Annotated in this window: 3 protein-coding genes; 2 read left to right on the top strand and 1 reads right to left on the bottom strand. The window is 62.2% G+C overall.

All coding sequences use genetic code 11. The annotated features are described in order from the left end of the window. A partial coding sequence (locus tag ACXRVY_RS24755; RefSeq protein WP_458238495.1) for an Mks condensin complex protein MksB occupies window positions 1-915 on the bottom strand: 915 nt, incomplete at its 3' end. A gap of 238 nt (window positions 916-1,153) precedes the next feature. Here ACXRVY_RS24755 and ACXRVY_RS24750 point away from each other — a divergent pair. Together ACXRVY_RS24750 and rimI are read left to right on the top strand one after the other, a co-directional pair. After that, window positions 1,154-1,900, top strand: a complete 747-nt coding sequence (locus ACXRVY_RS24750) for an energy transducer TonB (RefSeq protein WP_223461234.1) — start codon at window positions 1,154-1,156, stop codon at window positions 1,898-1,900. Beyond that, on the top strand, window positions 1,893-2,345 hold the full coding sequence (gene rimI, locus ACXRVY_RS24745; protein ID WP_007978046.1) for a ribosomal protein S18-alanine N-acetyltransferase: 453 nt from the start codon (window positions 1,893-1,895) through the stop codon (window positions 2,343-2,345). The genes ACXRVY_RS24750 and rimI overlap by 8 nt, the downstream gene beginning before the upstream one ends. Window positions 2,346-2,353 lie beyond the last annotated feature (8 nt).

The following is a 2,353-nucleotide window of genomic DNA, read 5'->3' as shown; positions in this document are numbered from 1 at the left end:
GGCTTCGACCTGACTGGCGCTGCCGAGGAAGGTGCTCTGCGGGCGAGTGAACATCGGCATCGCCGCTTGTGGCACGGCGTCGAGGCCCTTGCGACGGATCATCGACAGGGCTAATGCGGCGCCACGGGTCACGGCGTTGTGCCGGCGCGCTTCTTCACGCAGCGGCAACAGCAGCTCGCGGGCGTGACGTAGCGTCAGCTGGGCGCTGGTCTGCATTTCGAGGATGCGCGCGTGGGTGCGCAGCAGCATGTCGTCGTCCACCAGGTGGCCGAGGCGCTGCTGTTCGCTGAGCATCTTCAGCAACACGGTTTCGACCTTGCGCACGCCTTGTTCGAAGGCGCCGTCGGCGTTCACCAGATCAATCATCGGCTCGACGTATTCGTCCCAGGTCGCCAGCACTTCAGCGTAGCGCTGGCGCAACGGAATCTGCCGGTCGCTGGTTTTCGCCCGTTCGGCGACGGCCACCAGGGCCTGTTCGTCGTTATCGAGTTTTTTCAGTACGTCACGCACGCGCATGTCGAGCAGACGCAACTGGCGGGCGAGGTCATTGCCATCGCGGATATCGAACGCGTCCTGGATATAACCGGCCAGACGCTCCAGGTGGCGCAGGTAGGCTTCGATTTCCAGGCACAGGCCCAGGCGGTGTTCACGGCGCAGATAGGCGAGGAAGTCGTGAATCTGCGCATTAAGCTCGAAACGGTTCGGGCTTTTGGCCACGGGAACCAGAATGTCGAGGCGAATCCACACGTCGAGCAGGCTGGTGATGTCCTGCGGCGTACTGTCGAGTTGCTGGGCGGCCAACTGTGAACGCAATTCGTTGAGGCTCAGTGTGCCTTGGTCGAAGTGCTCGCACAGTGGCTCCAGAAGTGCCCAGTGTTCRGCKAGGGCGCGCARGACGCGCTTGGGTTCGATCATCGGAATGGCCGGCTGGTTGGCGATTAAAAGCCGCGATTGTACTGCATCGGGCGCGATGCGATTCACTCTCGGGACGGGCTGTCGCCATTTTTCATAGGTGCAAAGACTATCGGTGAAGTCTATCGATCAACAGCGCGGGCGATCTTGAGCGAACGGCGGTAGAATCAGCGCACTTTAGTTATCCACAAGTGGCCGACCTTTGCTTATCGAGTCCCGTCGTCGCGCTTATCTGGCCGCCATGCAGGTGGTCAACTGGCTGCCGCGTACCGAATTGCCCTTTGCCGCGCCGTCGCGGCCCGAGCTGCTGGAGATCCCCGAGCCGGTGGTGGTCGCGCCTGTTATGCCCGCTGTTGTGGCTAAGACACCCGTGGCGCCGGTGGTCAAGCCGGCCGAGCGGGTGAAGATCGAGGTGCCGCGACCATCGCCGGCGAGTACGCGCACCGGGGCCAAACCGGTGGAAGAGGCCGAAGAGGCGCCCGTGGTGGTCAAGGCGCCGATCGTGCCGCCGCCGCGTTTTGCCCTGCAATTGTTGCGGGCCGGGCGTTGTCTGCTGCTGGTGGAGTTACCTACGGGCGAATCCTTCCAGACCCGCGATCCTGCTTACCTGCTGCTCAAGGACATTCTGCGCGCCGCCGGTCTGCCGGACAGCCCGCAGATCGTCGGCGAACCGGTACGCTGGCCGTTGCTGGTGCGTGGCACGATGGACCAGGGCCCGGAAGCGGCCCGCGACTTCGTGCAAGGTTTTCTCTCGGTGCGCATGGAAGAAACGCCCTGCGCCTGCTTGTGGCTGATCGGCCTGCCCGCGGTGCGATTTGCCGGTGAGGCGGATGCCGAGGCGTTCAATCGCGAGTTGCAGATCGAAGGCCTGGGCTCGGCCTGGGCGGTGCCGGGCCTGGAATTATTAATGGAAGAGCCACAGCGTAAGGCTGATGTCTGGCAAGCCATGCGTCGGCTGATGGCGCGCTGGAAAGAATCGAATGAGTGATGCTGTATCGTTTCGCCCGATGACCGAGGCGGACCTGGAAACCGTACTGAAAATCGAATACGCGGCCTACAGCCATCCCTGGACTCGCGGAATTTTCCTCGATGGCCTGGGCAAGTATCAGATCTGGCTGATGTTCGAAGGTCAGCAACAGGTGGGCCACGGTGTGGTGCAGATCATCCTCGACGAGGCGCACCTGCTGAACATTACGGTCAAGCCGGAAAACCAGGGCCGTGGCCTGGGGCTGACATTGCTTGAGCATTTGATGTCGATTGCCTACAAGGCCGACGCCCGGGAGTGTTTCCTGGAAGTGCGCGACAGCAATACCGCGGCGTTCAAGCTGTACGAGCGTTATGGTTTCAACGAGATCGGCCGGCGTCGGGATTACTACCCCGCGGTGGGTGGGCGCGAAGATGCGGTGGTCATGGCCTGTACTTTGGTGGATTAAGCCTCAAA

It is taken from the genome of Pseudomonas sp. P5_A2_2 (assembly GCF_054177685.1).
Note: the sequence above shows the minus strand (reverse complement) of the source record. Positions and strands in the feature narration are given on the sequence as shown.

What these genes read in the sequence shown, in the direction of transcription:
- ACXRVY_RS24750 (WP_223461234.1), top strand. Translation starts at nt 1,154, where the DNA reads ATGCAGGTGGTCAACTGGCTGCCGCGTACCGAATTGCCCTTTGCCGCG.
- rimI (WP_007978046.1), top strand. Translation starts at nt 1,893, where the DNA reads ATGAGTGATGCTGTATCGTTTCGCCCGATGACCGAGGCGGACCTGGAA.